The organism is Micromonospora musae, assembly GCF_003626545.1.
In the GTDB taxonomy this organism is placed as follows: Bacteria; Actinomycetota; Actinomycetes; order Mycobacteriales; family Micromonosporaceae; genus Micromonospora; species Micromonospora musae.
Window position 1 is genome coordinate 223,679 of sequence record NZ_RAZS01000007.1, and the last position, 22,773, is coordinate 246,451.

Annotated in this window: 22 protein-coding genes, 2 pseudogenes and 1 riboswitch; of the genes and pseudogenes, 20 read left to right on the forward strand and 4 right to left on the reverse strand. The window is 73.5% G+C overall.

Features of this window, described 5'->3' with window-relative positions; translation table 11 throughout:
* Positions 1-17 precede the first annotated feature (17 nt).
* The 13 genes from D7147_RS21015 to D7147_RS21075 all read left to right on the forward strand — a co-directional run bounded on the left by D7147_RS21015 (position 18) and on the right by D7147_RS21075 (position 8,271).
* Positions 18-680, forward strand: a complete 663-nt coding sequence (locus tag D7147_RS21015) for a DUF3618 domain-containing protein (protein WP_120680641.1) — start codon at positions 18-20, stop codon at positions 678-680.
* Positions 664-1,557, forward strand: a complete 894-nt coding sequence (locus tag D7147_RS21020) for a hypothetical protein (protein WP_120680280.1) — start codon at positions 664-666, stop codon at positions 1,555-1,557. Before D7147_RS21015 ends, D7147_RS21020 begins: the two co-directional genes overlap by 17 nt.
* Before the next feature lie 103 nt (positions 1,558-1,660).
* Positions 1,661-2,170, forward strand: a complete 510-nt coding sequence (locus D7147_RS21025; protein WP_120680282.1) for a GNAT family N-acetyltransferase — start codon at positions 1,661-1,663, stop codon at positions 2,168-2,170.
* Between the two features lie 284 nt (positions 2,171-2,454).
* Entirely contained in the window at positions 2,455-2,844 is a 390-nt protein-coding gene (locus tag D7147_RS21030; RefSeq protein WP_147434682.1) for a hypothetical protein, read from the forward strand.
* Positions 2,841-4,121, forward strand: a complete 1,281-nt coding sequence (locus D7147_RS21035) for an SRPBCC family protein (protein ID WP_233563262.1) — start codon at positions 2,841-2,843, stop codon at positions 4,119-4,121. The genes D7147_RS21030 and D7147_RS21035 overlap by 4 nt, the downstream gene beginning before the upstream one ends.
* Positions 4,118-4,552 (forward strand): gas vesicle protein GvpJ, encoded by a 435-nt coding sequence (gene gvpJ, locus D7147_RS33780; RefSeq protein WP_120680288.1) that lies wholly within the window; start codon positions 4,118-4,120, stop codon positions 4,550-4,552. The genes D7147_RS21035 and gvpJ (D7147_RS33780) overlap by 4 nt, the downstream gene beginning before the upstream one ends.
* A complete protein-coding gene (locus D7147_RS21045) occupies positions 4,545-5,300 on the forward strand; it encodes a GvpL/GvpF family gas vesicle protein (protein ID WP_120680290.1) in 756 nt (251 codons plus the stop codon). Before gvpJ (D7147_RS33780) ends, D7147_RS21045 begins: the two co-directional genes overlap by 8 nt.
* A 3-nt stretch (positions 5,301-5,303) precedes the next feature.
* Positions 5,304-5,777 (forward strand): gas vesicle protein GvpG, encoded by a 474-nt coding sequence (locus D7147_RS21050; protein WP_199734221.1) that lies wholly within the window; start codon positions 5,304-5,306, stop codon positions 5,775-5,777.
* Positions 5,734-6,081, forward strand: a complete 348-nt coding sequence (locus D7147_RS21055) for a gas vesicle protein GvpO (RefSeq protein ID WP_120680292.1) — start codon at positions 5,734-5,736, stop codon at positions 6,079-6,081. The genes D7147_RS21050 and D7147_RS21055 overlap by 44 nt, the downstream gene beginning before the upstream one ends.
* A 1-nt stretch (position 6,082) precedes the next feature.
* Entirely contained in the window at positions 6,083-6,460 is a 378-nt protein-coding gene (gene gvpJ, locus D7147_RS33785; RefSeq protein WP_120680294.1) for a gas vesicle protein GvpJ, read from the forward strand.
* Positions 6,444-7,460, forward strand: coding sequence for a GvpL/GvpF family gas vesicle protein (locus D7147_RS21065; RefSeq protein ID WP_120680296.1), 1,017 nt, complete (start codon positions 6,444-6,446; stop codon positions 7,458-7,460). The genes gvpJ (D7147_RS33785) and D7147_RS21065 overlap by 17 nt, the downstream gene beginning before the upstream one ends.
* Positions 7,454-7,921 carry a gas vesicle protein gene (locus D7147_RS33145; protein ID WP_120680298.1) on the forward strand — a complete coding sequence of 156 codons (468 nt, stop codon included), beginning with the start codon at positions 7,454-7,456 and terminating at the stop codon, positions 7,919-7,921. Before D7147_RS21065 ends, D7147_RS33145 begins: the two co-directional genes overlap by 7 nt.
* Positions 7,918-8,271, forward strand: coding sequence for a gas vesicle protein K (locus tag D7147_RS21075; protein WP_233563264.1), 354 nt, complete (start codon positions 7,918-7,920; stop codon positions 8,269-8,271). The genes D7147_RS33145 and D7147_RS21075 overlap by 4 nt, the downstream gene beginning before the upstream one ends.
* Before the next feature lie 164 nt (positions 8,272-8,435).
* Here the strand turns inward: D7147_RS21075 and D7147_RS21080 are convergent.
* Positions 8,436-10,007 (reverse strand): annotated as a pseudogene (locus D7147_RS21080) (AAA family ATPase); the annotation flags it as partial.
* Positions 10,008-10,106: 99 nt separating this feature from the next.
* Positions 10,107-10,718, reverse strand: a pseudogene (locus D7147_RS33735) (AAA family ATPase); the annotation flags it as partial.
* Between the two features lie 95 nt (positions 10,719-10,813).
* On the opposite strand from D7147_RS33735, the gene D7147_RS21085 reads away from it, so the two are divergent.
* Complete coding sequence (locus D7147_RS21085) at positions 10,814-13,681, forward strand: alpha/beta fold hydrolase (RefSeq protein WP_120680302.1); 2,868 nt, start codon at positions 10,814-10,816, stop codon at positions 13,679-13,681.
* Positions 13,681-14,544: an ABC transporter permease gene (locus tag D7147_RS21090; RefSeq protein ID WP_120680304.1), complete on the forward strand. Its 864-nt coding sequence runs from the start codon at positions 13,681-13,683 to the stop codon at positions 14,542-14,544. The genes D7147_RS21085 and D7147_RS21090 overlap by 1 nt, the downstream gene beginning before the upstream one ends.
* Positions 14,545-14,550: 6 nt before the next feature.
* Here D7147_RS21090 and D7147_RS21095 read toward each other — a convergent pair whose 3' ends face one another.
* Positions 14,551-15,231, reverse strand: coding sequence for a DUF4232 domain-containing protein (locus tag D7147_RS21095; RefSeq protein WP_233563266.1), 681 nt, complete (start codon positions 15,229-15,231; stop codon positions 14,551-14,553).
* A gap of 172 nt (positions 15,232-15,403) precedes the next feature.
* A riboswitch (SAM riboswitch) is annotated at positions 15,404-15,538 on the forward strand.
* Positions 15,539-15,549: 11 nt separating this feature from the next.
* Between D7147_RS21095 and thrC the strand changes: the two genes are divergently transcribed.
* The 3 genes from thrC (at position 15,550) to paaN (ending at position 19,924) form a co-directional block, all read left to right on the forward strand.
* Positions 15,550-16,836, forward strand: a complete 1,287-nt coding sequence (gene thrC, locus D7147_RS21100; protein ID WP_120680306.1) for a threonine synthase — start codon at positions 15,550-15,552, stop codon at positions 16,834-16,836.
* A gap of 342 nt (positions 16,837-17,178) precedes the next feature.
* A complete protein-coding gene (locus D7147_RS21105; RefSeq protein ID WP_120680308.1) occupies positions 17,179-18,198 on the forward strand; it encodes a GNAT family N-acetyltransferase in 1,020 nt (339 codons plus the stop codon).
* Between the two features lie 52 nt (positions 18,199-18,250).
* Positions 18,251-19,924, forward strand: a complete 1,674-nt coding sequence (gene paaN / locus D7147_RS21110) for a phenylacetic acid degradation protein PaaN (protein WP_120680310.1) — start codon at positions 18,251-18,253, stop codon at positions 19,922-19,924.
* 73 nt (positions 19,925-19,997) lie between these two features.
* On the opposite strand, the gene D7147_RS21115 is transcribed toward paaN, so the two are convergent.
* Complete coding sequence (locus D7147_RS21115) at positions 19,998-20,453, reverse strand: GNAT family N-acetyltransferase (protein ID WP_120680649.1); 456 nt, start codon at positions 20,451-20,453, stop codon at positions 19,998-20,000.
* Positions 20,454-20,750: 297 nt separating this feature from the next.
* Between D7147_RS21115 and D7147_RS21120 the strand changes: the two genes are divergently transcribed.
* Together D7147_RS21120 and D7147_RS21125 are read left to right on the forward strand one after the other, a co-directional pair.
* Positions 20,751-20,954 (forward strand): cold-shock protein, encoded by a 204-nt coding sequence (locus tag D7147_RS21120; protein WP_120680312.1) that lies wholly within the window; start codon positions 20,751-20,753, stop codon positions 20,952-20,954.
* Between the two features lie 763 nt (positions 20,955-21,717).
* Positions 21,718-22,542, forward strand: a complete 825-nt coding sequence (locus D7147_RS21125) for a hypothetical protein (protein WP_120680314.1) — start codon at positions 21,718-21,720, stop codon at positions 22,540-22,542.
* Positions 22,543-22,773: the final 231 nt, after the last annotated feature.

Genomic DNA, 22,773 nt, shown 5'->3' on the forward strand with positions numbered 1-22,773 from the left:
CCGGGAGGGAGCAGATGATGTCGACCGATGCGGATCGGATCCGACAGCAGATCGAACACACCCGGCGAGATCTGAGTGACAACATCGACGCGCTGGCCGACAAGGTCAGCCCGCGCCGGATAGCGGGCGACCGCGTCGGGGAGGCGCGTGGTGCGCTCACCCGGATGAAGGAGAAGGTGATGGGTAGCTCGGCACACATGGGGGACGGCGCCGGACAGCGCATGTCCTCCGCCGCCGGCTCGGCCCAGCAGATGGGCCAGCAGGCCGGGCAGCGGATGTCCTCCGCCGCCGGTTCCATGCGGGACGAGGCCCGCTCGGTCGGGCAGCAGTCCCGGGAGCAGATGCACGGCAACCCGCTGGCGGCCGGCCTGATCGCCTTCGGCGCGGGCCTGCTGGTCTCCGCCCTGCTGCCGGCGAGCCGTCGCGAACGGCAGCTGGCCGGGCAGGCCCGGGGCATGATGAGCCAGCAGGTCGGCCAGCACGCGGGCGAGCTGCGTGAGCAGGCCGGCCAGTTCGGTCACCAGTTCCGCGACAACATGCGGCAGCCGGCCCGGCAGGCGGCGCAGTCCGTCGGGTCCACGGCCATCCGGGGCGCGGGCGCCGTACGGGAGCAGGGCCGCTCGGCCGCCCACCAGATGCGTGGGCAGGCGCAAGAGGCCGCCGGTGAACTCCGCCGTTGAGCCGGTGCGGGCGGTGGGGCGGGCTCCGCTGATGCGGGTCCGCTCCGCCTCCGCTCCAGCGCCCGGGCGGGAGGTGAACGAGGACGTCGTCTTCCGGTTCGGATCGTTGGTCGGCGTCCTCGACGGCGCCACCGTCCCCGAGGGCTTCGACACCGGCTGCGTACACGGGCCGGAGTGGTACGTGCGGCACCTGGCCGCCCGGATCGGACTGGCCGAGGCGGCGCGGCCGACGGCGTCGTTGATGAGCAACCTAGCCGCGGCCATCCTCGCGGTACGCGCCGACCACGACGGCCACTGCGACCTGGACCATCCGGGCACCCCCTCCAGCACCGTCTGCCTGCTCCGGGAGGGCGGCGACCAGGCGGACTACCTGGTGCTCTGTGACAGCCCGCTGGTGCTGGACGCCGGTGGCCGGATCAGCGTCGTCTCCGACGACCGGCTGGATCGGGCGATGGCCGACCTCCGGGAGACCGTCGCCGCGGTGCCGGCCGGCGCGATGGCGGACCGGCTGACCCGGTTCCGGCGGGCCGTCGGCCTGCAGCGGGAACGCATGAACAAGACGCACGGGTACTGGGTGGCGGCCGCCGATCCCGACGCGGCGTACCACGCGGTGACCGGCACGGTGCCCCTGCACGGGCCGGGCGCGCTGCGACGGGCCGCGCTGCTCAGCGACGGGGCCTCCAGCGCGGTGGAGCAGTTCGGCCTCGTCGACTGGCCGGGGCTGCTCGATCTGGTGACCACGGACGGGCCGGGTGCGTTGATCGACCAGGTCCGGACCGCCGAACGGGACCTCGCCGACCGGCTGCGCCGGCACAAGAGCGTCGACGACGCGTCCGTGGTGCTCTGCGAGTTCGGTCCGGGCCGTAGCGGAGCGTGAAGCACCGGGCGGTGCCAGCCGACCGGGCGGTCCCGCTCGACGGACCGTCAGTAGCGACCCAACGGGGTGGACTTCTGCCGGTGAGAGCGGCAAACTGCGCCACGTGACGGGTGCGGTCCGGTTGGAGCCGATGAGCGAACGGCACCTCGAGCCGTTGCTCTCCGTAGCGGCAGCCGAGGCGGAGCCGGGCGAGGTGATGCCGCCGGTGGAGGCACCGGCCGGCTGGTCGCACGCGCGCCGGGAGGCCTTCCGCGACTTCCACCGCGCCAGCTTCGCCGGGCTCGGCGGTCCGACCCGCACCCAGATGTACGCGATCCTGGCCGGCGGCGAGGTGGTGGGGATGGTCCGGATGACCCGACGCGACCAGCCCGGCACCGTCGAGACCGGTATGTGGCTGGGCCGGTCGGCGCGCGGTCAGGGCCTCGGCGGCGCGGCTCTTCGGGAATTGCTCAACGAGGCCGCTGCGGCCGGCATGCGTACCGTTGTCGCGGAGACGACTCCGGACAACACGCAGGCGCTTCAAGTGCTCGGGAAATCCGGTGCCGAACTGCGTTACGACGGCGAGAAGGTGTACGCCGAAATCTCCCTCGACGCCACACCGCCGGCGCTCTGACACCATTCTTGCGGTAGTCGCCCCGGTGCCCACTTATCGCCCCTGAGCTGCATGTAAAGGCCCCGACGCCCGTTTTGGCGGCTCATTGCACCGCCTTCGTAATTCAATTCTCCGGGCGCGCCACGAAATAGCTCCTGCGGTTTCGAAATCTGACCCTCGGGTACTGCCCGCCGGGTCCGCCAAAACGGGACGCCTGAGGGAGAGTCCCGGCCACGTCGATCAGCGGGCCCCTTTCGGCCCCGACGGCGACAGGCGTCCGAACAGCGGGGAGCGAAGGAGAATTGATGAACAGAGGAGCAGGAATCGGACTCGCGGTGGGCCTCGGCTATCTGATCGGTCGTCGCCGCAAACTGCGTACCGCCCTCGCCCTTGCCGCCGCCGTCGCGGCGGGCCGGGCGAGCATGCATCCGGACGGATTGTTGAAGCGGGGCACGGACCTGTTGAATTCCTCCCCCCACCTGGGCAACCTCGGCCGCCTCGGCGGCCCGCTGGCCATGGCCGGCAAGGCGGCGGCCACCGCCGCCGCCGGCAGTGGGGTCGACGCGCTCAGCGGCAAGCTGCACGACTCGGCCAACGCGCTACGCCGCCGCACCGCCTCGATCAGCGGTCAGGCGTCCGGCGCCGAGCAGTCGACGGACGAGGCCGAGCCCGCCGGCCAGCGGCGGAGGCGATGAGCATGGCACCGAACCCGAGCAGCGGCGGGCTGGGCGGCAAGGTCCGCGGTGAGCTCGCCGACGAGGTGCGGAACCTGGCCGAAGCGCTCGGCGAGCGGGCCGCGTCCGCGCTGACCGAGAAGGTCACCGGCGCGACGCACCGGCTCAGCGAGTACGCCAAGCAGGGCGGCGGCCCCGGCCTGATCGCGGCCGCCACCGGCGCGCAGCGGATGGCCGAGGGGGATTCCCCGATGAAAGCGATGATCCATGCCGGCGTGGCCGGCGGTAAGGAGAAGGTGATGTCGGCGCTCGGCCGCCGCAAGGAGCGTACGGGCGGCGGCGCCCGCAAGATCAAGGTCACGAACATCGTGGAGACGGTCGAGGTCGGCGTGCCGGTGCGGGTCGCGTACGACCAGTGGACCCGGTTCGGGGACTTCCCGAGCTTCATGAAGAAGGTCGAGAACGTCGACACGGAGTCCGACGAGAAGCTCACGTGGAAGGCGCAGGTCTTCTGGTCGCACCGGACGTGGGAGTCGACGATCGTCCGGCAGATCCCCGACCGGCTCATCCACTGGCGGTCGAAGGGGGAGAAGGGCTCCGTCGACGGCACCGTCAGCTTCCACGAACTCACCCCGGACCTGACCCGGATCCTGGTCGTGCTCGAGTACCACCCGCAGGGGCTCTTCGAGCACACCGGGAACCTGTGGCGGGCCCAGGGGCGCCGCGTCCGGCTGGAGTTGAAGCACTTCGTCCGGCACGTCATGACGCGGACCGTCCTCGACCCCGACTCGGTCTCCGGCTGGCGGGGCGAGATCGAGGACTCGCGGGTCGTCAAGGACCACGACACGGCCGTACGCGAGGAGCAGGAGCAGCAGCAGGACCAGGAGCAGCAGGACCAGGAGCGCGAGCAGGGAGAGCGCGAACGGCCGGGCCGGAAGCGGCGGGCGCCGTCCGCCGACCGGGAGACCTCGGGCGAGGAGGAGCCCGGCGAGGAGGAGCCGCGCCGGGAACGCCCCCGGCCCGCCACCGGCGCGCGTCGCCGGCCGGCTCGCCGCCGCCCGGCCGACGAGGAGTACGACGAGTACGAGGACGAGTACGACGAGGACCACGACGAATACGAGGAGGAGCCCGAGGAGCCGGAGGAGCCTCGTCGGGTTCGCCGCCGCGCTCCGGAACGGGCCCGCCGGGCCCGCCCGCGCGAGGAGCAGCCGGAGGCCGAGGAGGAGGCTCGTCCCCGCCGCCCCCAGGCGCCGCGTCGTCCCGTGGTCCGTCGTCGTCGGGAGGAGTCGGAGCAGTGACCATCGCTACCAACGACGGCCAGGCCGGCGGCGCGCTGCAGCGCAGCGGATCGTCGTCCGGGCTCGCCGACGTCGTGGAGACCGTGCTCGACAAGGGCGTGGTGATCGACGCGCAGATCTCGGTGGCCGTCGTCGGAATCCAGCTCTTGGAGATCAACGCAAGGGTGGTGGTGGCGAGCGTCGAGACGTACCTGCGGTTCGCGCAGGCGGTGGACCGGCTCGACATCACCCCCCGCAACCAGAAGGGCCTGCCCGACCTCGTCCAAGGGGCGACCGGTGCGGTGACCGCCGGCAAGGCCGCCTCCGGCCTGGGCAAGACCGTCGGAGCGATCGGCGGCGCGGTCCGGGACGCGGTCGGCGAACTCGGCACCGACCGCGAAAGGGAGCGGCCCCGCCGCCGGCGCCGGAGCGAGGAACAGCACGATGAGTGAGGAGCGAGGCTTGTTCATCTACGGCATCGTGCCGTCCGACGTGGAGCCGACCCCGGACGCGTCCGGGGTCGGCGACCCGCCGGGCGAGGTGACGGTGGTGCGGCACGGACGGGTGGCCGCCCTGGTCGGTGAGGTGCCGCTGCAGGGGGCGTTGGGCCGGCCGGCGGACCTCACGGCGTACCAGGAGCTGCTCGACGGTACGGCCACCGTGGCCCCGGTGCTGCCGGTCCGGTTCGGCACGGTGGTGACCGGCCCGGACGCGGTGGTCGACCTGCTCGACGCGCACGGCGACCGGTTCGCCGCGGCGCTCGACGAGTTGGAGGGTCAGGTCCAGTACGTCGTGCACGGCCGCTACGACGAGTCCGCGCTGGTTCAGAGCGTGCTCGACGACAACCCGTCCGCTGCCGACCTGGCCGACCAGGTACGCGGGCAGCCGGAGGAGGCGACCCGTGGGCAGCGCATCCGGCTCGGCGAGATCATCAGCCAGGCGGTGGAGCTGCGGCGGGAGTCGGAGAACCGGGAGCTGCTCGACACCCTCGGCCCACTCACGGTCGCGGGCGTCGCGCGGCCGCCGAGCAACGAGCTGGACGCGGTGAACGTCGCCTTCCTGGTCGACGCCGACCGGGAGGACGAATTCGTGGACGCCGTCGAGGATTTCGCCGAGCAGCGGCGCGGCCTGGTCCTGATGCGGCTGCTCGGCCCGCTCGCCCCGTACGACTTCGTGAACGCGCACCAGTTGGCGGGGTGAGCGGTGGACATCCTGCTGAGCCTGCTGACCCTGCCCTACGCGCCGGTACGCGGGCTGACCGCGGTGCTCAGGGTGATCGCCCGGGAGGCGGAGTCGCAGCTGTACAGCCCGGTCAACATCCGTCGTGAGCTGGAGGAGCTGGACGCCGCGGCGGCCGCCGGTGAGATCTCCCCGCAGGAGCGGGACCGGCGGCAGCAGCAGGTCCTGGAACGCCTGACCGGCGCTCCGGTGCGTCAGGCGCCCGTCGCGTCCGGGCGCGCGTCTCCGGCGCAGCGGCAGACCGACGGCGGGGCGCCGGTGGTACGCCGCAACGGGCCGGCGCGGCGGCGCGGCGACGCGGCCGGTCCGCGCGGTGGACGCCCGCGTCCCGCCGCCGAGCCGGCCCGGCGGGCGGAGGCGGAGCGGCGACGAGACGGTGGGGGAGGTGTACGTGATGGAGCGGATTCGCGGCGACGGCGGCCGAACACGCCGACGTGAGCCGGAACCGGAGGAGGAGTGGACCGACGACGAGGAGTACGTCGAGCCGCTCTCGGCCGCCGAGGCGGCCCGCGAGGGGCTGCGGCAGGTCATCGAGCTGACCGGCCGGGAACCGGTGGGGACCACGTCGCTGAAGGCGGTGCGGGACGGCTGGCTGGTCGGGGTGGAGGTGATCGAGGACCGCCGCATCCCGGCGTCGACGGACCTGCTCGGCCTCTACGAGGTGGAGCTCGACATCGACGGCGCCCTGCTCGGCTACCGGCGGGTGCGACGCTACCAGCGGGGGAAGGGCGAGGTGGGCTGAGATGACCAGTACGCCGTCCGTGGTGCAGAACTCCGGCCAGGTCCTGCCGGCCGGGCACGAGCCGGCCAACCTCGGCGACATCCTGGAGCGGGTGCTGGACCGGGGCATCGTGATCGCCGGTGACATTCGGGTGAGCCTGCTCGACATCGAGCTGCTCACGCTGAAGCTGCGGCTCGTCATCGCCTCGGTGGACACCGCACGGCAGATCGGCATCGACTGGTGGGAGCACGATCCCTGGCTCAGCTCCCGGGCCCGCCCACCCGTCGAGCCGGGCCCCCGCGATCCGGAAGAGGTGGAGGCCGAGCGTCGGCCCCGGGTGGCGGCCCGGGCGCGGCGGCGGGACGTCCGACGGGAGGAGTGGGATGAGCTCGACGGCTGACGATCGATCCGCTGCCGAAGGGTCCGGCCGCTGGCTGCACGGCGTCGTCCGGGAGACGGAGCTGGGGCTGCTGAGCACGTTGCCGGGGATGACCGGCGAGCCGGTGCGCCCGGTACGCACCGACGGTCTGGTGGCGGTGGTGAGCACCGTTTCGCTGGCCGAGTACGGCGAGCAGGCGCTGCGCCGCAACCTGGAGGACCTGAGCTGGCTGGAGCGGGCCGCTCGGGCACATCACCGGGTCGTCGACGCGCTGGCCCGGGCGGGGGCAGTCGTGCCGGCCCGGTTGGCGACCGTGCACCACGACGACGAGGCGGTCACCGCCTCGCTCGCCGACCGGCGTTGCGAACTCGTCACCCTGCTCGACGGGCTCACCGGTCGCGGCGAGTGGGGTGTCAAGGGGTACGTGGTGCCGAGTGTCGCTCCCCGGGCCGAGGAGACGACCGGCCCGGGCGGGGTCGGCACGGCGTACCTGCGGCGGCGCCGCGCTCAGCTCGTGGCCCGGGAGGACGCGCAACGGGAGACCGCGCAGGTCGCCGCGGCCGTGCATGAGGCGCTCACCCGGTACGCGGTGGCCGCCCGTCGGCACCCCGCGCAGGACCGCCGGCTCTCCGGAGCGGAGACCGCCATGGCGCTCAACGGCGCGTACCTCGTGGATGCCGGGGCGGTCGCCGGTTTCGCCGGTCTGGTGGAGGCCCTCGCCGAGCGCCATCCGGAGCTGCGGCTGGAGCTCACCGGCCCGTGGCCGCCGTACTCCTTCGTGACGGAGCGTCCGGCGGAGGCCGGTGCCGATTCGCCGGGCGGCTCCGCGTCGCTCCGTGCTGACGAGGCGGTGCCGGCCGTGCCGGACGGTCCGGCGAGGCCGAGCGATCCGGCGGTGTCGGGCGGTGCGGCGGTGCCCGGCGATCCGGTGCCCAGCGGTCTGGTGTCGGGTGATCCGGTGTCGGCGCATGAGTCGACGCCGGGCCGGGGCGCGGCGGTGGTTCGGGGGCCGGCATGGTGACGACCTCGCTCGCGCCGAGCAGCGCGGACGATCCGCTGGCGTACCGGCCGGTCGCCCTGGTCGATCTGCTGGACCGGGTCCTGGCCACCGGGGTGGTGGTGAGTGGTGACATCACCCTCGCCATCGCCGACGTGGATCTGGTCCGCATCTCGTTGCGCGCCCTGATCGCCTCGGTCGGTGCGCTCGCCCCGCCCGAGCCGGTCACCTGGTCCTCCGCCGAGGTCTCGGGCGGCGGTGCGGCGCTCGGCGTCGCCGCCTCCGGTGCCGTCCTCGGCCCCGCCCGCGCCGCTGCCGAGACCGGCGGCGTCGTCAGGCCCGGCGACGCGGAGTTCGGGACCGCCGGCGTCGTCGGGACTGGCGGCGTTGCCGAGACCGGCGGTGCCGTCGGGCCCGCCGACGCGGGGTTCGGGACCGATCCCGGGTTCGGGCCCGGCGATGTGGCGTTCGGAGTCGGGCAGTGACCGGGCGGGACGAGGCGGCCGAGCTGGCCGCCGCACTGGGTGCGCCGCAGTGGCGGCCGCCCCGGGTGACTCCGCTGGATCGGCGGGTCGCCGTGGACCGGGACTCGGTCGAGCGCGGGCTGGCCAGCCTGGTGCTCACCGTGATCGAGCTGCTCCGGCAGTTGATGGAGCGGCAGGCGCTGCGCCGGGTGGAGTTGGGTGATCTCACCGAGGAGCAGATCGAGCGGATCGGCGTGACGCTGATGGCGCTGGAGGAGCAGATGGTCGGCCTGCGCGAGCACTTCGGCCTCGCCCCGGAGGACCTGAACCTCGACCTGGGCCCCCTGGGCCCCCTCCTCCCCACCGACTAACCCACCCCCACCCCCTCCCACCCCCTCCCCCTCCCTCCCGGGTCGACCGCGTTGATCAAGAGGTTGCCGTCATGTCCGAGGAGGAATCTGACGCAAACCTCTTGATCAACACGGTGGGGGCGGATCACCAGGGGTGGGTGGGTGGGGTGGGTGGGGTGGGACGTTTAGGGGGAGGGGTGGGTGGCGGCGTAGGCGGCGAGGCGGGCGACCTGGGCCGGGTCCAGGGACGGGCGTACCCGGTCCAGGGCGGCCGCGACGTGCGCGGCGGTGACCGTGGAGGCGCTCAGCGACTCCCGCATCGCGGCCAGCGCCGCCTCGCGTACCAGCGCCGCGCAGTCCGCCGCCGAGAACCCGTCCAGCTCGTCGCCGAGCGCGGCGAGGTCCACCTCCGGTGCGAGGGGGACGTTGCGCGCGGCGGCGCGCAGGATCTCCTTCCGCGCCGGCCCGTCCGGCGGCGGCACGTAGACCAGCCGCTCCAGCCGGCCGGGGCGCAGCAGCGCCGGGTCGACCAGGTCGGGCCGGTTGGTCGCGCCGACCACCACCACGTTGCGCAGCGCCTCCACGCCGTCCAGCTCGGTGAGGAGGGCGGCCACCACCCGGTCGGTCGTACCGCCGTCGCTGGCCTGGCCGCGTACCGGGGCCAGCGCGTCCACCTCGTCGAGGAAGATCAGGCTGGGCGCCGCCTCCCGGGCCCGGCGGAACAGCTCCCGGACGGCCCGCTCGCTCTCCCCGACCCACTTCGAGAGCAGCTCGGCGCCCTTCACCGAGAGCACGTTCGCCCGACCCGACCCGGCCAGCGCGGTCACCAGGTACGTCTTCCCGCAGCCCGGCGGGCCGTAGAGCAGGACGCCGCGGGGCGGCTGCACCCCCAGCCGGGCGAAGGTGTCCGGGTACGTCAGCGGCCAGAGCACCGACTCGGTGAGCGTCTGCTTCACCTCGATCAGGTCGCCCACGTCGTCGAGCGTCACGGCGGCGATCTCCAGGGTGGACCCCGCCATCGTGGTCGGCCGGACCACCTCCAGCGCGGCGACGAAGTCGGCCATCGCCACCGTCGGCGTGGGGGCCGACTTCTGGCGTAACGCCGCCCGGACGCCCGCCTCCCGGACCAGCGCGGCCAGATCGGCCGCGACGAAGCCGGGGGTCCGGCCGGCGATCTCGTCCAGCCGGACGTCCTCGGCGAGGGGCACCTGGCGGGTGAGCACGGTGAGCTGCTCCCGGCGCAGCGCCGGGTCGGGCAGCGGAACGCCGATCCGTACGGAGAGCAGGTCCGGGGCGCGTAGCGCCGGGTCGACCGCCTCCGGGCGGCCGGTGGTGCAGACGACCGCGGCCCCGGCCCGTACCGTCTCGGCGAGCACCTGGCGGAAGACGGTGGCCACCGGGCCCGGGCCGTCGGCCGGGGCGAGCGCCTCCACATCGGTGACCAGCAGCACGGCCGGCCCGCCGGTTCGGAGCGCGGCTGCGGCGGCGCGCAGCCGCTCGGCGGCGGCCTGGTTGCTCAACGCGGCGACCTCGGGCGCCCAGAGCGCGACGACCCGGGCCTCGACCTGCGCCGCCACCGCGCGCACCAGCGCGGACTTTCCCGAACCGGCGGGGCCGCTGATCAGGACGCCGAGCGAGACGGTCGTGCCGAGCCGCTTCAGCACCTCCCGGTGGTGGAAGCCGAGGTCGAGCAGCTCGGTCAGCTCTTCGGCCTGGGCGCGCAGCCCGGGCAGTTCGTCCACACTCGGCGCACCGGTGCGGGCGGCGTCGCCCGCAACCGCGACCTCGCCCGAACCCGCGACCTCGCCCGAAACCGCGAAGTCGCCCGCGACCGCGAGGTCGGCCGAGACCGCGAAGTCAGCCGCGGGACGGACGGCGGCGGAGCCGTGCGTGACCGGGCCGTGTTCCCAACCGACCAGGGTCTCCATGGTGACCAGCACGCCGTCGGCGGGTTCGGTGCCGACCACGCTGAGCAGGCTGCTCGTCCAGGCGTAGCCGACGGTGTTCGCCAGGCTTCGCCGGGCCTCGGCCACCAGGCTGCGCACCGAGGCGTCCGGCAGCACGTCCTGCGGCAGCAGCGACACGTCGTCCCCGGCGGTGACCACCTTGCCGAGCAACGCCAGCCGGAGCATCTCCGGGCTCACCGCCGCGACGACCTCCACCGGCCCGGCCAGGGTGACCCGGTCGGCGGCGGTCACTGGGAGCGGGGTCACCGTCACCTCGCCGCCGGCGCGGATCCCGAGGTTCCCCAGCGTCAGGTCGTCGGCGTAGAGCAGCGCTCTGCTCGCGCCCGGCTCCGCGGCCGCCACGATCCCCGCGGTCTGCCGCCGGCCGGTGAGCCGGACCGGGGAGCCCGGTCGCAGGTCCAGCGCCGTCAGGACTTCCGGGTGCAGCCGTACGATGCCACGCCGCGCGTCCAGCGCCGCCGGGCGCAGGCTCGCGGTCAGGGTCAGGTCGGGTCGCGCCACCGTCCGACCCTAGCCGTCGTGGCCCACCGGCGTCGGTCACGACGGGTACGGAGATCTCAGCCAATGCTCAGGAATCGACCCGTACCGTGTGCCGCATGACATCGCGGTTGTCGATCCGTCGGATCCGGCGTGCCCTCCCCACCGGCCGTCGGGCGGTCGTCGCGGCACTGGTCGCCGTGCTGCTGGCCGTCGCCGTCGGCTGGACGGTCCGGCCGCGCGGTCCCGAGCTGCGAACCGAGGCCGCCATGCTCACCGTGCGCTCCGGGCCGGACGGCCAGCAACCGGTCGACCTGGACACCACGTTCTACCTGCCCGAGGAGGCCTCGCCCGGGCACCAGGTGCCGGCGGTGCTGCTGGCGCACGGCTTCGGCGGCACCAAGGAGTCGGTACGCGACGACGCCGAGGAGTTCGCCGGCCGCGGGTACGCGGTGCTCACCTGGACGGCGCGGGGCTTCGGCCGCAGCGGCGGCGAGATCCACCTGGACAGCCCCGACTACGAGGTGCGCGACGCGCAGCGGCTGCTGGACTGGCTCGCCGCCCGGCCGGAGATCCGCACCGACGCCACCGGGGATCCCCGCGTCGGCGTGGTCGGCGGCTCGTACGGCGGTGCGCTCGCCCTGCTCCTCGCCGCGCATGACCGGCGCGTGGACGCGATCGTTCCGATGATCACCTGGAACGACCTGTCCCGGAGCCTGGTACCCGACAGCGCGGGCGGGCCGGCCACGGCGGGCGTGTTCAAGAAGGGCTGGGCGGGTCTCTTCTTCGGCGGTGGCGGAAGTGTCGGCTCCGGTCCGGCCGGGATCTCCGGCAACGTCGCGGCCCAGCCGCAGGGGGCGCCGGCCTCGGCCGGGCCGCCCAGCCCCGACCCGGGCGCGGGTCCGGGCAGCGGTCCGGGGCGGGCACCCGGGCCTGCGGCCGATCCGTCCTGCGGTCGGTTCGCGGCGGACGTCTGCGCCGCGTACCTGCGGATCGCGACCGCGGGCCGGGCCGACCAGGCGGCGGTGGACCTCTTGCAGCGGTCCAGCCCGGCCGGGGTGCTGGACCGGATCACCGCCCCCGCTCTGCTCGTGCAGGGCGAGGCGGACAGCCTCTTCCCGCTCAGCGAGGCGGACGCCAACGCGCGCGGCCTCGCGGCGAACGGCACCCCGGTCCGGGTGGCCTGGTTCACCGGCGGGCACGACGGCGGTGACGGGCCGGAGTCGGACTCCGACCGGGTGCGCTTCCTGACCGTCCAGTGGCTGGACCACTACGTGAAGGGTGCGGGCGGGGCACCCGGTAACGACTTCACCTGGTCGCGGATCGCCGGCTTCGACGCGCTGGACCGTGGGCTGGTCGCCACCGGCTACCGCACCACCGACTACCCCGGCACGGGCGGCGAGCGCCGCACCGACGTCGCGGTGACCGGCCCCGAGCAGCAGATCGCCAACCCGCCGAACGGCAACCCGGCCGCCATCTCCTCGGTGCCGTTCGCCGGTGGCCTCTCCGCGCTGCTGGACGGGGTGGCCGGGGACGTGCCGGGTCAGCACGCCCGGTTCGAGTCGGCGCCGCTGGCCGAGGCGGTGGACGTGGTGGGCGCCCCCACGGTGTCGATCCGGGCCGCGTCCCCGACCGGCGAGGCGGTGCTCTTCGTGAAGCTCTACGACGTGGACCCGAACGGCGCGGCCACCCTGCCGAACGGCCTGATCGCCCCGGTGCGCCTCACCGGTCTGCCGCAGCGGCTCGCCGACGCCCGCCCCGTCACCGTCACGCTGCCGGCGATCGTCCGCCGGTTCGAGTCCGGGCACCGGCTCCGGGTGGTGGTCGCGACCTCCGACCAGGCGTACGCGAGCCCGGCCGAGCCGGTCGTCTACACCGTGGCGGCGGGTGACGCGCCGGTCGCGCTTCCCGCCGTGGCGGGCGAGCCGATCCCGACGGCGGCGGCAGTGTGGCGCTGGGTGCTGGTCGGCCTGCTCGCCGCGATCGTGGTCGGGCTCGTCGTGGTCGTCGCCGTGGTCCGCCGCCGGCACCGCCGCCACGACAGTTCGGTGCATCCGGAGTACGCGGACGTCCCGCTCGTCGTACAGCGGCTGCGCAAGGAGTACGCGGACGGCTTCGTGGCGGTCTCCAACGTGGACTTCGAGGTGCACCCCGGTCAGGTGGTGGGCCTGCTCGGGCCGAACGGCGCCGGCAAGACCACCACCCTGCGGGTGCTGATGGGGCTCACCCAGCCCACCGCCGGCGAGATCCACGTCTTCGGTCACCGGCTGGTGCCGGGTTCCCCGGTGCTCTCCCGGATCGGCGCGCTGGTCGAGGGGCCCGGCTTCCTGCCGCACCTCTCCGGCCTGGAGAACCTGAAGGCGTACTGGCGGGCGACCGGACGCCCCGAGCCGGACGCGCGCTTCGCCGAGGCGCTGGAGATCGCCGGGCTCGGCGACTCCGTACACCGGAAGATCAAGACGTACAGCCACGGCATGAAGCAGCGGCTCGCCATCGCCCAGGCCATGCTCGGCCTGCCCGAGCTGCTGGTGCTCGACGAGCCGACCGACGGGCTGGATCCGCCGCAGATCGCCGAGATGCGCCGGGTGCTCCAGCGCTACGCGACCGACGGCCGGGCGGTGCTGGTCTCCAGCCATCTGCTCGCCGAGGTGGAGCAGACCTGCACCCACGCCGTGGTGGTCAACAAGGGGCGGATCGTGGCGTCGGGGCCGGTCGAGGAGATCATCGGCGAGTCGCCGAGTGTGCTCTTCGAGGTGACCGACCCGGATGCCGCGCGGACCGTGCTGGACCGGCTCGACGGGGTGCGGGTGCTGCCGGGGAGCAACGGGCAGCTGGTGGTGGACACGAACGGCACGGCCCGCAGCGAGGTGGTGGCCGAGCTGGTCCGGGCCGGGATCGGAGTGGACCGGGTGGTGCCGCGGCGCCGCCTGGAGGATGCGTTCCTCGCCCTGGTGGGCGAGACCTCTCGGGGAAGCGGGGACCGGTGATGGGGACGTCCACGGTGGGTACGGCCGCCGGCTATCGGCCGTCCGCGACGCTGCCGTTCCTGGCGGAGTTCCGGCGGCAGGCGTCCCGTCGGCGTACGCAGCTGGCGCTCGGGTTCATGGTGTTGCTGCCACTGATCATCTTGATCGCGTTCCAGTTCGACTCCGGCGACGACGACAACGGCGGCGGCGAGTTCGGCAGCCTGATCTCGTTCGCCACGTCGGGCGGGCTGAACTTCACGCTCTTCAGCATCTTCGTCTCGGCGTCGTTCCTGCTGGTCGTGGTGGTGGCGCTCTTCTTCGGCGACACGGTGGCCAGCGAGGCGAGCTGGGGCAGCCTGCGGTACCTGCTCGCCGCTCCGGTGCCCCGAGCCCGGCTGCTCACGGTGAAGCTGCTGGTCGCGGCCGCCTACTCGGGGCTGGCGCTGCTGCTGCTCGCCGGCACGGCCCTGGCCGCCGGCACCCTCCGCTACGGCTGGTCGCCGCTGCGCAGCACCGTCGCCGCGGAGCTGCCGCCGGGGGAGGGGCTGCTCCGGCTGCTGGCGGTGCTCGGCTACCTGGCGGTCGTACTGCTGGTGGTGGCGGGTCTGGCCTTCCTGCTCTCGGTGAGCACGGACGCCGCGCTCGGCGCGGTCGGCGGTGCGGTGCTGCTCTGGATCCTCTCCAGCATCCTGGACCAGATCACCGCGCTCGGCGTGCTGCGCGACTTCCTGCCGACCCACTTCAGCACCGCGTGGCTCGGGCTGCTGTCGACTCCGGTGCAGACCGACGACGTGGTACGCGGCACGATCTCCTCGATCAGCTACGCGACGCTCTTCTGGGCGCTGGCGTACTGGCGCTTCACCCGCAAGGACGTCACCTCCTAGCGGCCCTCACACCCGGGGGTCGAGGGTGGTCGCCCCCGAGGGCGCCCCGCTGGGCTGCGGCGGTGCCGGTGGCGGCGCCGGAGTGGTCGGCTCCGCCGGTTTCCAGGCGCTCACCCCGAGCCGCCCGGTGTTGCCCAGGTCGATCGGGCCGTCCAGCTCGACGGCCTGCCGGGCGCGGCCGGCGCTCGAAGCGACCTCCAGAGCTTCGCCGCTGGTGGCGACCACGGTCGAGTCGGTGACCAGGTTGCGCCAGAGCACCGCGGCGCCGGCCCGCTCGCCGGGTCGCAGGGTGAGCGGTCGGGGCGGGGCGTCGAAGCCCGAGGTGATGCCCTTCGCCCCCTCGATCACCTGGACTGGGATCGGCGTGCCGTCGGCGTCGAGCAGCCGCAGCGACGGGTAGCCGTTCAGCGCGTAGTCCGCCGTGCCGCAGTTGGTCAGCTCCAGGCCGAGCGCCCGCAGCCCCATGGCCGCGTTGGTCCCGAGGGCCCGGATCCGGACCCCCGACACCGGGCAGACGTTCGCCGGATCGTCGCTGGGTGCGGTGGGGCCTGCTCCGGGCCTCCCGCCCGGCCGGGGTCCGTCCCCGCCCGCGTCCGCGTGCTCATCGGTGCAGGCGCCGAGCAGCAGCAGGCCGGCGATCGGCAGACCGGTGAGCAGCAGCCGACCACGGCTGGGACGAGGAGTCACCGCCGCATCCTCGCACCGCCGCGGACCCGGCCGCACCCCTGGGTTCAGCGGGGCCGACGGGAGGAGACCCGGCCGGCCAGGGACCCGCTGCGGCGCAGCGCTCCGCTCACACCGTGGGAGCCCCGCTGAAATCGACCCCGCCGGGCGCTTAGACTCGGCGGCACAACTGAACACCTCATCCAGAGGGGCTTAGGGATACGGCCCGATGACGCCCCGGCAACCACCCCACGCGCTCACCGTCGAGCGCCGGCGGGGCAGGTGCCAATTCCGTCCCCGCCGCACGGTGCGATGCGGGGGAAGATGAGAGGACTTCTCGACATGACGTCGACGATCGCCCCGTCCGGCATCGACACCACCGCCAGCCCCGCCCGCGCCCTCGTCTGCCGCGCCTGTCAGGCCCGCTACCCGCTCGCCGCGCAGCACGCCTGCTACGAGTGTTTCGGCCCGCTGGAGGTCGAGTACGACGCGGCCGCGCTGGCCACCGTGACCCGGGAGCAGATCGAGGCCGGCCCCCGCAACCTCTGGCGGTACGCGGCCCTGCTCCCCGCCGGTCAGGACCCGGCGACCCGGGTCTCCCTCGATCCCGGCCTCACCCCGCTGGTCGCCGCCCCGCACCTCGCCGCGGAGCTGGGCATCACCGCCCCGCTCTGGGTCAAGGACGACAGCGCCAACCCGACCCACTCGTTCAAGGACCGGGTCGTCTCGGTGGCGCTCTCCGCCGCCCGGGCGCTCGGCTTCACCCGGTTCGCCTGCGCGTCAACGGGCAACCTCGCGAACTCGGTCGCCGCCCACGCGGCCCGGGCGGGCGCGCCGTCGGTGGTCTTCATCCCGAGCGACCTGGAGCAGGGCAAGGTCGTCACCACCGCCGTCTACGGAGGCGAGCTCGTCGCCGTCGACGGCTCGTACGACGACGTGAACCGGCTCTGCGGCGAGCTGGTGGAGACCGACGAGTTCGAGGACACGGCGTTCGTCAACGTGAACGTCCGGCCGTACTACGCCGAGGGTTCCAAGACGCTCGGCTACGAGGTGGCGGAGCAGCTCGGCTGGCGGATCCCCGCTCAGGTGGTGATCCCGATGGCCTCCGGAGAGCTGCTCACGAAGATCGACAAGGCGTTCACCGAGCTGATCGAGATCGGACTGGTCGAGGCGCCGGCCGGCGGCTGGAAGGTCTTCGGCGCGCAGTCGGCCGGCTGCAACCCGATCGCCACCGCCCTGCACGACGGCCGGGACGAGATCGTCCCGGTGAAGCCGACCGGCATCGCCAAGTCGCTGAACATCGGCGACCCGGCGGCCGGCCTCTACGCCCTGGAAGCGGTGCGGCGTACCGGCGGCTGGATGGAGTACGCCGACGACGACGAGATCCGCGCCGCGATCCGCCTGCTGGCCCGGACCACCGGCGTCTTCGCCGAGACCGCAGGCGGCGTCACCGTGGCGGTGCTGCGCAAGCTCGTCGAGTCCGGCAAGCTCGACCCGTCCGCCGAGACGGTCGTCTTCAACACCGGCGAGGGGTTGAAGACGATCGACGCGGTCGCCGGGCAGGTCGGCCCCACCCACCGCATCCGCCCCTCGCTGCGCGCCGCCCGGGACGCCGGCCTCCTCGGCTGACCCGCCCCGGTCCCTCCCCGCCTGCCGGGTTGCCGGGGTTCGCCCCGGTCGGAGGCGCGCGAAGTCGGGTGGATCATTCGTGGCTCGCCCGATCGGGGGATCCGGCCGATCCGCCGGGTAACCGGCTTTTCGCTCTGGGTGCGAGAAACCCGCCCCTAAGGACTTGACGGCAGGAACCGGACGGCGCAAGATGCTCCGTGCGGGAGGGCGTTTCGCCGAAGACTTTTAGTTCTTACGACCCAACGCCGGAGGCGTTGTGCGATCGTCCCTCCCGACCAACCTCCGAACGGGCCGGCGATTTAATCGCTGGCCCGTTCGTCTTGCTGCGGGCACGCTCGCGGCATGAGCATCACGATCGCGCCGTTCGACGCCACCGATCCCGCCGCGATCGAGGCGGCCTACCGCATCGGCGTCGCGGCCAACGATGCCGACGTGCCCGACTACCCGCCGTTCTGCCGCCGCCGCTTCGAGGCGATGCTGCGCCACCCGTTCCCGGGCACCGTCACGCTCTGGGCGTTGGCCCGGCTGGACGGCGTGCCCGCCGGCTACCTGGCGCTGGACCTGCCGCAGCTCGACAACACCGAGAACGCCACCGTCGAGCTCACCGTCCACCCGGCGTACCGACGCCACGGCGTCGGCCGTGCCCTGCACGAGCACTGCCTACGGCTGCTGCGCGAGCAGGGCCGTAAGCGGGTCATCGGGATGACCGTCTCGGCGCTGCCGGACGGGCCGGCGCGCAACGCGGCGGGTGGCGCCTTCGCCGCCGCGTCGGGTGCGCAGCCCGCACTCGTCGAGATCCGGCGCCGGCTCGACCCCACCGGGGTCGACCAGGCCGCGCTGGACGCGCTGCTGGTCGGTGCCCGGGCCCAGGCGGAGGGCTACCGCACGCTCCGGTGGCACGGTCTCGTGCCCGAGGAGTACGTGGCCGACATCGCCTACCTCGACGGGCGGTTGAGCACCGACGCGCCCCTCGGCGACCTGGATTGGGAGGCGGAGAAGGTCGACGCCGAGCGGATCCGGGGCACCGAGCGGGCGCTGGCCGCGCGGGGCCGGCGGCAGTATCACGTCGCCGCCCAGCACGTGGCGTCCGGCCGGCTGGTCGCGTGGACCCTGCTCGATCTCGGCCCGTCCGCCGACTGGCACGCGTTCCAGCAGATCACCATCGTCGACCCGGAGCACCGTGGGCACCGGTTGGGCCTGCTCGTGAAGGTCGAGAACCTGCGTCATCTGCTCGCCCACGAGCCGGCCGTACGCGCGATCGACACCTTCAACGCCGCCAGCAACAGCCACATGATCGCGATCAACGAGCAGCTCGGCTTCCGGCCGGTGGACGGCTGGACGGACTGGCAACTGACGATTTGAGTTGTGACACAGGTCTACTGATCGCGCACCCTTCTGTTGCATCATGACGGGCATGACGGACACCCCGCACCCTCTCTACGCCCGGCACGTCGAGACCCTCACCCGTGCGCTGACCGCGATCACCGAGCGCGGATACTGGTCCGCCTACCCGGAGTCGCCCAGCCCGCGCGTCTACGGCGAGACCGCCGCCGCCGACGGCAAGGCCGCCTTCGAGGCGTACCTGAACGGCGACTTCCCGCTCGACCAGCCGGGCGGAGGCGACCGGGTCGCCACCGAGACGAGCCCGTTCGGCGTGGAGCTCGGCGTCCGCTACCCGCACCCCGGGGTCGACGAGCTGGTCTCCGCCGCGAGCGCCGCCCTGCCCGCCTGGCGCGACGCCGGCCCGCAGACCCGGATCGGGGTCTGCCTGGAGATCCTCGACCGGCTGCACAAGCACGTCTTCGAGCTGGCCAACGCGGTGCAGTTCACCAGCGGCCAGGCGTTCGTGATGGCCTTCCAGGCCGGCGGGGCGCACGCGCTGGACCGGGCGCTGGAGTCGCTCGCGTACGCGTACGCCGAGATGACCCGGCACCCGGGGACGGCCGGCTGGGAGAAGGCCGCGGGCAAGGGTGACCCGCTGCGGATGACCAAGACGTTCCACGTGGTGCCCCGCGGCGTGGCCCTGGTGGTCGGCTGCAACACCTTCCCGACCTGGAACTCGTACCCGGGGCTCTTCGCCTCGCTGGCCACCGGGAACCCGGTGATCGTCAAGCCGCACCCGCGCGCGGTGCTGCCCCTGGCGATCACCGTGAAGTACGCCCGGGAGGTGCTGGCCGAGGCCGGCTTCGACCCGAACCTGATGCTGCTCGCCGCCGAGGCGCCGGGCGAGAAGCTCGCCTCCTCGCTGGCCCTGCACCCGGCCGTGAAGATCGTCGACTTCACCGGCTCCACCGAGTACGGCGACTGGCTGGAGGCGAACGCCCGGCAGGCCTCCGTCTACACCGAGAAGGCCGGCCTCAACACGGTCGTGATCGACTCCACCGACGACTTCGCCGGGCTCTGCCGCAACCTGGGCTTCACGCTCACCCTCTACAGCGGACAGATGTGCACCACCTCGCAGAACATCCTGATCCCCGCCGACGGCATCGAGACCGACCAGGGGCACAAGAGCTTCGACGAGGTGGCCGGCGGTATCGCCGCGGCGGTCGGCAAGCTCACCGCCGACGCGGCCCGCGGGGTCGAGCTGACCGGGGCGATCGTCAACGACGGTGTCCTGGAGCGGCTGGACGAGGTCACCAAGGTCGGCGCGGCGGTGCTGGAGTCGCGTACGGTCGAGCACCCGTCCTTCCCGGGCGCCGTGGTCCGTACGCCGGCGGTGGTCAAGGTCTCCGCGGACGACACCGCGACCTACGGGCGGGAGTGGTTCGGGCCGATCTCGTTCGTCATCCCGACCCGGTCGACCGGCCACAGCCTGGAGATCCTGCGCAGCACGGTGGGTGAGAAGGGCGCGCTGACCGCGGGCGTCTACTCCACCGACGAGGCGGTGCTCGACGCGGCCGAGGCGGTGGCGATCGAGGTCGGGGTGCACCTCTCCTGCAACCTGACCGGTGGCGTGTTCGTGAACCAGTCGGCGGCCTTCTCCGACTTCCACGGCAGCGGCGCCAACGCGGCCGCCAACGCCGCCCTCACCGACGGCGCGTACGTCGCCAACCGCTTCCGCATCGTCCAGTCCCGCCGCCACGCCTGAGCCGGATGCCGGGGCCCTGCCGGTAGGGCCCGGGTCCGGGCGCCGGGCCGCGCTGGTCGGCGTGGCTCGGCGCTCAGGCGGCGCGCCGCATCTGGAGTTCGGTCATCGCCGGAACGGTCGGGTGTGGCACGCGGACGCCGGTGTCGACGAAGCCGAGCCGCTCGTAGGCCCGGTAGGCGCGGTCGTTGCCGACCACGACCTCCAGCATCAACTCGGGCCGTCCGCACGCCCGTGACCAGGCCGCGACCGCGTCGACGAGGTCGGCGAGCAGCCCGCTGCCCCGCCAGCCCGGGCTCACGTAGACGGCGTAGACGACGGTCAGCTCGGGCTCGGAGGGGAGCACGGTCCCGCCCGCGTGCCCGACCAGCCGCCCACCCGGGTCCGCGACGAACTGCGCGATCTGCGACCCGATCGAGGTGGACGCGATCCGGAGGGCGTACTCCGCGTGCGGCCGGGCCGCCGCGTCGGCGACGGTCTCCAGGAAGGCCAACGGCGAGTCGGCGAGCATCTCCAGTCGCAGCGCCCGCATCCGGGCCGCGTCCTCCGGCCGGACCCGGTGGATCTCCGGCCGGCTGCGGTCGACGCCGACCGGGGTGCTCGTCACATCGCATGACTACCACAACGACGGTCGACGATGGATTCCTGTCCACCATCGGCGAAATATGCCCGATTTGTGGTCGTGCGCGGTCGTCACGCCTCGTGTAGCGTGCGATTTCGGTCACCGTTTTCAGCGTCCGTCGCCGATTGCGGAAACGGTGGTTTCGAGCGCCCGGCTGCGTCCGGGCGCTCGGGGTAGGTAACGCCGCGCAGATGGAGGAAGTGGACCGTGGCACAGGGCACCGTGAAGTGGTTCAACGCCGAGAAGGGCTACGGCTTCATCGCCGTCGACGGCGGTCAGGACGTGTTCGTCCACTTCTCCGCGATCGAGATGGACGGCTACAAGGCACTCGAAGACGGCCAGCGGGTCGAGTTCGAGATCGCCCAGGGTCAGAAGGGCCCGCAGGCGGAGCGGGTGCACGTCATCGGCTGAGCGGGATGATCGACTCGCCCTCATTGATGTCGGGGTATCGCCGACCGTGTGACACCCCGACATCAAGAAACTCGAGTCGATTACGAATCCGTCGAGCGACCGCTGGGTGGGGCTGCGCGCCGAGCGCGCGAGCAAGGAAGATCATGGGCCGTTCCAGCTGTCGCTAGGAGGGTTCATGTCCGACCTGCCGCCCCCGGCCACCCCACCCCCGGGCCAGCCCGGCCCGTACGGCTCCGATCCCGACCAGACCGGTCCGCAACCCGGTAGGCCCGGCGAGCCGATCACCCCGCCCGCCCACGGCGGCCCCGGCGCGCAGCCCGGCTGGCCCCCAGCCGGTAGGCCGGCCACACCTCCCGGTTGGGATCCGACGGGAGCCGGCACTCCAGGTGCCACCCCCGGTTGGGGTCCGACGGGCGCCGGTGCCCCGGGTGCCACCCCCGGTTGGGATCCGACGGGCGCCGGTACCTCGGGTGCCACCCCCGGTTGGGGTCCGACGGGCGCCGGTGCACCGAGCGCGAGCCCCGGTTGGGATCCGGCGGGGGCGGCCGCTCCGGGTGCGACCCCCGGTTGGGATCCGAACGCGGCGGGCTGGGGCCAGCCCGGCACCCCGCCGCCGGGCTGGGGCTATCCGCCGGCCGGGCATCCCGCTGCCCCGGCACCGGCCGGCTACCCGCCCGCTGCGGGTCCGTACCCCGGTCAGACCTGGTACGGCGGGCCGGCCGGCGGTTGGTACCCGCCCGGTATCGACCCGAACGACCCCCTGGTGACGCCGCCCGGCGTCGGCCTCGGCGGGTGGTGGCAGCGCTGTCTCGGCGCGGTGCGGCGTGGTTGGCGCGTACTGCTGCCACTGCTGTTGCTGACCCAGGTCCTGCCGGGGGTGGTCTTCTCGGTGATCTCGCTCGGGGTGGACCCGACCGCGAGATGGGACGTCTCGACCGCGCAGGACCCCTCGAGGCTGCCGGACACCTTCGTGGGTGACATGACAGTCCTGCTCCTGGTGAGCCTCGCCGGAAGCGTGCTGATCGGCCTGGTGCAGTGCCTGGGCTGGGCAGCCGGCACCTGGGTGATCGCCCGCCAGGCGGCCGGCGAGGCGGTCGACCTGCCCGGGGCCCTGCGCTACGGCGTGCGGCGGATGTTCGGGCTCTGGGGCTGGACGCTGCTGGCCGGTCTGACCATCGCCGTGGGCGTCTGCTTCTGCATCCTGCCGGGCATCTACGTCGCCTTCGCGCTGAGCCTGTTCGGGCCGGTCTACCTCTTCGAGCGGGTGAACCCGCTGGGTCGGGCGTGGGGGATGTTCCACAAGCGGTTCGCGATGGTGCTCGGCCGGGTGGCGCTGGTGGCGGCGGTGCTGCTCGTCCTGAGCCTGGTGGTGGGTGGCCTGCAGGGGGCGGCCGTCGTGCCGTTCGGCGTCGATCCGCTCGCCTCCGCGGGTACGGCGATCGGGGTGATCGTGGTGCTGGCGATCACCGGGGTGCTGACCCTTCCGGTGCAGCTCCTGCAACTGGTGGGGCTGGTGGTGACGTACGCCGAACAGCGCGCCCTGGAAGGCCCGGTGAACAGTGCGAGGCTGGCCGCGGAACTCGGCTGACGGGAGCACTCTGCTTGCACTCGGCATGGGAGAGTGCTAAACAAGTTATTGGCACTCGCACGCCGCGAGTGCCAAAGGTCGGGGCGGTGGGGTTGCGGCCACATCGGCGGACAAGTCGCTGGTGGGGCACGTGACCGGTCGTCGCGGGCTATCCGGCCCGGCCTAGGAGACGTCGTCGTCGCCCTGAGGGCGACGTCCCAAGGTGCGTACACCAGGCGGCCCATCCGGGAC

What these genes read in the sequence shown, in the direction of transcription:
- D7147_RS33145 (WP_120680298.1), top strand. Translation starts at nt 7,454, where the DNA reads ATGGTGACGACCTCGCTCGCGCCGAGCAGCGCGGACGATCCGCTGGCG.
- D7147_RS21085 (WP_120680302.1), top strand. Translation starts at nt 10,814, where the DNA reads ATGACATCGCGGTTGTCGATCCGTCGGATCCGGCGTGCCCTCCCCACC.
- D7147_RS21065 (WP_120680296.1), top strand. Translation starts at nt 6,444, where the DNA reads ATGAGCTCGACGGCTGACGATCGATCCGCTGCCGAAGGGTCCGGCCGC.
- D7147_RS21035 (WP_233563262.1), top strand. Translation starts at nt 2,841, where the DNA reads ATGAGCATGGCACCGAACCCGAGCAGCGGCGGGCTGGGCGGCAAGGTC.
- paaN (WP_120680310.1), top strand. Translation starts at nt 18,251, where the DNA reads ATGACGGACACCCCGCACCCTCTCTACGCCCGGCACGTCGAGACCCTC.
- gvpJ (WP_120680294.1), top strand. Translation starts at nt 6,083, where the DNA reads ATGACCAGTACGCCGTCCGTGGTGCAGAACTCCGGCCAGGTCCTGCCG.
- D7147_RS21045 (WP_120680290.1), top strand. Translation starts at nt 4,545, where the DNA reads ATGAGTGAGGAGCGAGGCTTGTTCATCTACGGCATCGTGCCGTCCGAC.
- D7147_RS21105 (WP_120680308.1), top strand. Translation starts at nt 17,179, where the DNA reads ATGAGCATCACGATCGCGCCGTTCGACGCCACCGATCCCGCCGCGATC.
- thrC (WP_120680306.1), top strand. Translation starts at nt 15,550, where the DNA reads ATGACGTCGACGATCGCCCCGTCCGGCATCGACACCACCGCCAGCCCC.
- D7147_RS21030 (WP_147434682.1), top strand. Translation starts at nt 2,455, where the DNA reads ATGAACAGAGGAGCAGGAATCGGACTCGCGGTGGGCCTCGGCTATCTG.
- D7147_RS21090 (WP_120680304.1), top strand. Translation starts at nt 13,681, where the DNA reads ATGGGGACGTCCACGGTGGGTACGGCCGCCGGCTATCGGCCGTCCGCG.
- D7147_RS21055 (WP_120680292.1), top strand. Translation starts at nt 5,734, where the DNA reads ATGGAGCGGATTCGCGGCGACGGCGGCCGAACACGCCGACGTGAGCCG.
- D7147_RS21115 (WP_120680649.1), bottom strand. Translation starts at nt 20,453, where the DNA reads ATGCGGGCGCTGCGACTGGAGATGCTCGCCGACTCGCCGTTGGCCTTC.
- D7147_RS21015 (WP_120680641.1), top strand. Translation starts at nt 18, where the DNA reads ATGTCGACCGATGCGGATCGGATCCGACAGCAGATCGAACACACCCGG.